Origin of the sequence: Rhizobacter sp. (assembly GCF_035702065.1) — a bacterium.
Classification (GTDB): Bacteria; Pseudomonadota; Gammaproteobacteria; order Burkholderiales; family Burkholderiaceae_C; genus Rhizobacter.
The window spans coordinates 1-5,445 of sequence record NZ_DASSRA010000045.1; the positions used below are offsets into that span (position 1 = coordinate 1).

6 protein-coding genes are annotated in these 5,445 nt (G+C 65.0%); 5 read left to right on the plus strand and 1 reads right to left on the minus strand.

Going from position 1 to position 5,445, the window contains the following annotated elements; translation table 11 throughout:
* Positions 1 to 616 (plus strand): HAD family hydrolase (locus VFL64_RS02040; protein WP_489538713.1); only part of this gene is annotated, 616 nt, incomplete at its 5' end.
* Here VFL64_RS02040 and VFL64_RS02045 read toward each other — a convergent pair.
* Positions 613 to 1,170, minus strand: coding sequence for an HNH endonuclease (locus tag VFL64_RS02045; RefSeq protein ID WP_489538714.1), 558 nt, complete (start codon positions 1,168 to 1,170; stop codon positions 613 to 615). The two genes, VFL64_RS02040 and VFL64_RS02045, sit on opposite strands and share 4 nt — an antisense overlap.
* A 282-nt stretch (positions 1,171 to 1,452) precedes the next feature.
* Between VFL64_RS02045 and VFL64_RS02050 the strand changes: the two genes are divergently transcribed.
* The 4 genes from VFL64_RS02050 to VFL64_RS02065 form a co-directional block, all read left to right on the plus strand.
* Entirely contained in the window at positions 1,453 to 2,136 is a 684-nt protein-coding gene (locus VFL64_RS02050; protein ID WP_489538715.1) for a TetR/AcrR family transcriptional regulator, read from the plus strand.
* Between the two features lie 51 nt (positions 2,137 to 2,187).
* Positions 2,188 to 3,978, plus strand: a complete 1,791-nt coding sequence (locus VFL64_RS02055) for an acyl-CoA dehydrogenase C-terminal domain-containing protein (RefSeq protein ID WP_489538716.1) — start codon at positions 2,188 to 2,190, stop codon at positions 3,976 to 3,978.
* 33 nt (positions 3,979 to 4,011) lie between these two features.
* The gene (locus VFL64_RS02060; protein WP_489538717.1) at positions 4,012 to 4,455 is read left to right on the plus strand and encodes a DUF2147 domain-containing protein; all 444 of its coding nucleotides are present in this window, start codon (positions 4,012 to 4,014) and stop codon (positions 4,453 to 4,455) included.
* 53 nt (positions 4,456 to 4,508) lie between these two features.
* Positions 4,509 to 5,445, plus strand: a 937-nt coding sequence (locus VFL64_RS02065) for a 3-hydroxyacyl-CoA dehydrogenase family protein (protein WP_489538718.1), incomplete at its 3' end; no start/stop codon positions are given.

The window sequence follows — 5,445 nt, forward strand, 5'->3', positions numbered from 1 at the left end:
GAACAAGAAGCACATCGTCTTCGACTTCGGTGGTGTGGTGTTCCAGTGGCGGCCACACGAGCTGTTGCGCCGTACGCTGCCGCACCGCGCTGTCGACGAAGCTGCGGCGCAGCAGCTGGTGGTCGACTTCTTCCAGAACTACAAGGGAGACTGGGGGCGCTTCGATCGCGGAACGATCACGGTGCCTGAACTCGCCCCGCTGATTGCCGAACGGCTCGGCTTCGAGCTGGGCGAAGTGCAGGCGGTGATCGAGGCCGTGCCGGGCGAGCTCGAAGCGCAGCAGGCCACCGTCGAGCTGCTGCATAGCCTGCATGCCAAGGGCCACAAGCTCTTCTTCCTGTCCAACATGCCCGAGCCCTACGCGGCGCACCTGGAGAGCACGAACGAGTTCTTCTCGCGCTTCACCGATGGCGTGTTCTCGTCGCGCGTGAAGCTCATCAAGCCGGAACCGGCGATCTACCGCTTGGCCATCGAGCGCTTCGGCATCGAGCCTGCACAGACTGTATTCATCGACGACCTGGCCGAGAACGTGGCGATGGCGCGAGCCGAGGGCTGGCACGCCATTCAGTTCATCGACGCGAAGCAGGTCGAAGCCGAACTCGACGCGCTCGGCTAAATCCTGAGTCGGCTGTGCCTCGGCACGCTGGCCAGCAGGAACTCCATCTGGTCGGCCAGGATGCGGCGCCCGCGCAGGATCATGTCCTCGTGCAGGCTGGGCACGTAGGGCAGGTACATCAGGCTCATGTGCGCCTCTTCGGGCAGGCGGTTGCCCTTGTGGCCGTTGCAGGCGCGGCAGGCGGTGATGCAGTTCATCCAGGTGTCGTGGCCGCCGCGCGAGGTGGGCACGATGTGCTCACGCGTCAGGTCGTCCACATGGAAGCGGCCGCCGCAGTAGGCGCAGACCAGGCGGTCGCGCGCAAACAGCTTGGGGTTGGAGAGGGCCGGCGTCTGCCGCCAGGCGCGGCTGGGGATGGCGCCGCGCACCGCGATGATGGGGTGGACTTCGATGCGCGACTGCAAGCCGGTGCGGCGTTGCATGCCGCCGCGCAGGACATGAAACGCATCGCCGAGCGTCCAGGCTACGCCGTCACTGGCGTAGATGATCGCCGCTTCCTTGGCCGAGATCCACGATTGCGGCCGGCCGGATACATCGAGCTGCAGCACTTCCACGGGAGATTCTCCTGAGCCGGAGAGTAATCCATTCCTTGCAGTTCGCTCAATAGCGGTGCGGGTTGCGGCGGTGATTGCGCCACATTGTCATCAAACGATCATCAAGGCCCGAGTGTTCAACGGTGACAGCGCCTAAGTCGCGGGTTTACCCTCGCGGCCGGACCATCTAGGCATGCGTGCCTAGAAAAAGACAAAAAAGCGGCGCGAAAACTTTCCCCACGCTCGCAAAAACTCGGTAAGAATAGAACGATCGTTCGTTTTATTTCTACCGCGAGTCCTTGCATGAGCGTAGCCCCCAAGACGGTTCACGACAGCCCCCGGCAGCTGCAGAAGGGTCAGCAGACACGCGCCGCCATTCTCGAAGCGGCGCTCGGCCTGGCCTCGCACATGGGCCTCGAAGGCTTGTCCATCGGCGCATTGGCCGACGTGATGCACATGAGCAAGTCGGGCGTCTTCGCCCACTTCGGCTCGCGCGAAGAGCTGCAGATCTCGGTCATCCGCGAGTACCACGCCAAGTTCGAAGAAGAAGTGTTCTTTCCTGCGCTGAAGGAAGAGCGCGGCCTGCCGCGCCTGCGCGCACTGTTCGAGCGCTGGATCAAGCGCGTCTCCATCGAGCTCGACTCGGGCTGCATCTACATCAGCGGCGCGGTCGAGTTCGACGACCGGCCCGGCCCGGTGCGCGATGCCCTGGTGACCATGGTGCGTGCCTGGCACCTCGCGCTCGAGCGTGCCATCCGCATGTCCATCGACGAAGGCCAGCTGCGCCCCGACACCGACGCACAACAGATGCTCTTCGAGATCCACGGCCACATCCTCGCGGTGCATCACGACGCACGCTTCCTGCGGCTGCCCGGTGCACTGGACCGTGCGCGCGTCGGCTTCGAGCGCGTCGTCGCCTACTACGCCATGCCGGGCCAGGCCGCTCCGCCCGCGCCCCGTCAAGCCTCGCGCTCGGCACGTCGATAGCCCGCTACCCCTGTTTCCCGTTTCCACATTCCTACATTCAAGGAGTTCACCATGGCCCAGTACACCCCCCCGTTGCGCGACATGCAGTTCCTGTTGCATGAAGTGCTCAACGTGCCGGAGGAACTGAAGGCGCTGCCGCCTCACGCTGAGATCGACGCCGACACCATCAATGCCGTGCTCGAAGAAGGCGGCAAGTTCGCCTCGCAGGTGGTGTTTCCCCTCAACCAGAGCGGTGACGAAGAGGGCTGCACGCTGGACAAGGCCACGCACGAGGTGCGTGCACCCAAGGGCTTCAAGGAGGCCTACGCGCAGTACGTCGAAGGCGGCTGGCCGGCACTGAGCTGCGACCCGGCCTACGGCGGCCAGGGCCTGCCGGTCACCGTCAACCAGTGCATCTACGAGATGCTCAACTCGGCCAACCAGGCCTGGACCATGTACCCCGGCCTGTCGCACGGCGCCTACGAGGCCCTGCACGCCCACGGCACCGATGAGCAGAAGAAGACCTTCCTGCCCAAGCTCACCAGCGGCGAGTGGACCGGCACCATGTGCCTGACCGAGCCGCACTGCGGCACCGACCTCGGCCTGCTGCGCACCAAGGCCGAGCCGCAGGCCGACGGCACGTACAAGATCACCGGCGCCAAGATCTTCATCTCGGCCGGCGAGCACGACCTGGCAGCCAACATCGTCCACCTGGTGCTGGCACGCCTGCCCGATGCACCGGCCGGCTCAAAGGGCATCTCGCTGTTCGCGGTGCCGAAGTACCTGGTCAATGCCGACGGCAGCCTCGGCGCGCGCAACCCTGTCTTCTGCACGGGCCTGGAGCACAAGATGGGCATCCACGGCAACGCCACCGCCCAGATCGCGCTCGACGGCGCGATCGGCACGATGGTGGGCCAGCCCAACAAGGGCCTCGCTGCCATGTTCGTGATGATGAACGCCGCCCGCCTGGGCGTGGGCAACCAGTCGCTGGGCCTGACCGAAGTGGCCTACCAGAACGCCGTCGCCTACGCCAAGGACCGCCTGCAGATGCGCGCCCTGTCGGGCCCCAAGGCGCCCGAGAAGGCCGCCGACCCCATCATCGTGCACCCCGACGTGCGCAAGATGCTGCTGACGGCCCGCGCCTACGCCGAAGGCGGCCGCGCGATGTCGATGTTCACCGCGCTGCAGCTCGACAAGGAGCTCTCGTCCGACGACGAAGACACCCGCAAGGAATGTGGCGACCTGGTGGCGCTGCTCACCCCGATCATCAAGGCCTTCATCACCGACAACGCCTGGATCGCCACCTCGCATTGCATGCAGGTCTACGGCGGCCACGGCTTCATCAAGGAATGGGGCATGGAGCAGTACGTGCGCGATGCGCGCATCAACATGATCTATGAAGGCACCAACACCATCCAGTCGCTCGACCTGCTGGGCCGCAAGGTGCTGGGCGACAACGGCGCCAAGCTGAAGAAGTTCGGCAAGATCGTGCAGGCTTTCGTCGAAGACGAAGGCACCAACGAAGCCATGCAGGAGTTCGTGAACCCGCTGGCCGACCTGGGCGACAAGCTCACCAAGCTGACCACCGAGCTGGGCATGAAGGCCTTCGGCAACCAGGACGAAGTGGGCGCCGCCGCCGTCGACTACCTGCGCGTGGCCGGCCACCTGGTGTTCGCCTACTTCTGGGCCCGCATGGCCAAGGTGGCGCTCGAGAAGCAAGGTTCGGGCGACCCGTTCTACACCGCCAAGCTCGCCACCGCGCGCTTCTACTTCGCCAAGCTGCTGCCCGAGACCGCGAGCCTCATCCGCACGGCGCGCGCGGGCTTGAAGCCGCTGATGGAGATGGACGAGGCCTTGTTCTAAGCTGACCCAATCCCCGAACAGGCAGGAGACACCATGAAGAAAGTGCTGATGGCGCTGGCCGCCACCATTGCCATGACCTCGGCCATGGCCCAGTCGAACCCGGCCGGGCTGTGGAAGAGCATCGACGATTCGTCCAAGACCGAGAAGTCGCTGATTCGCATCACCGAATCGAACGGCATCTACACCGGCCGCATCGAGAAGCTGCTCGGCCCCGATGCCAAGCCTGACGCCGTGTGCGACGAGTGCAGCGGCGCCGACAAGGGCAAGCCCATCGTCGGCATGACCATCATCCGCGGCATCAAGAAGAACGCCGAGAGCGAGGGGCTGTGGGACGGCGGCACCGTTCTCGACCCCGCCAACGGCAAGATCTACAAGCTGCGCCTCAAGCCCAGCGAAGACGGCAAGAAGCTGGAGGTGCGCGGGTACGTCGGCGCCCCCATGTTCGGCCGTTCGCAGACCTGGCACAAGGCCGACTGACTCCGCCGAACGCCCTTTCAGTTCCAGACCGACATATTCCCCTAGGAGAAGCCATGAGCCGATTCAATGTTCGCAAGGTCGCCGTGCTCGGCGCCGGCGTGATGGGTGCGCAGATCGCCGCGCACCTGGTCAACGTCAAAGTCCCCGTGGTGCTGTTCGACCTGCCTGCGAAAGAAGGCCCGAAGAACGGCATCGTCACCAAGGCTGTCGAAGGCCTGAAGAAGCTCAAGCCCTCGCCGCTGGGCATCCCTGAAGACGCGGCGCTGATCCAGCAGGCCAACTACGAAGAGCACAGCGAGCTGCTCAAGGACTGCGACCTCATCATCGAGGCCATTGCCGAGCGCATGGACTGGAAGCTCGACCTCTACACCAAGATCGCGCCCTTCATCGCCCCGCACGCCATCGTCGCGTCGAACACCTCGGGCCTGTCGATCACCAAGCTGTCCGAAGTGCTGCCGGCCGAGATCCGCCCGCGCTTCTGCGGCATCCACTTCTTCAACCCGCCGCGCTACATGTACCTGGTGGAGCTGATCCCCACCCCGACGACGCGCCCGGAGATCCTCGACCAGCTGGAAAGCTTCGTCACCACCGCCGTTGGCAAGGGCGTCGTGCGCGCCAAGGACACGCCCAACTTCGTGGCCAACCGCGTGGGCATCGCCAACATGCTCTCCACGATGAAGGAAGCCGAGAACTTCGGTCTGTCTTACGACGTGGTCGACGACCTCACCGGCAAGAAGCTCGGCCGTGCGTCGAGCGGCACCTTCCGCACCGCCGACGTGGTGGGCCTGGACACCATGGCCCACGTCATGAAGACGATGCAGGACAACCTGAAGGACGACCCCTTCTACGGTGCCTACGCCACGCCCAAGGCCGTCGCCGGCCTGATCGAGAAGGGCGCGCTGGGCCAGAAGACCGGCGCCGGCTTCTACAAGAAGGTGGGCAAGGACATCCAACGCCTCGACCCGGCCAAGGGTGAGTACGTGCCCGCCG

Coding starts and splice junctions, on each gene's coding strand:
- VFL64_RS02050 (WP_489538715.1), top strand. CDS start 1,453: ATGAGCGTAGCCCCCAAGACGGTTCACGACAGCCCCCGGCAGCTGCAG.
- VFL64_RS02055 (WP_489538716.1), top strand. CDS start 2,188: ATGGCCCAGTACACCCCCCCGTTGCGCGACATGCAGTTCCTGTTGCAT.
- VFL64_RS02060 (WP_489538717.1), top strand. CDS start 4,012: ATGAAGAAAGTGCTGATGGCGCTGGCCGCCACCATTGCCATGACCTCG.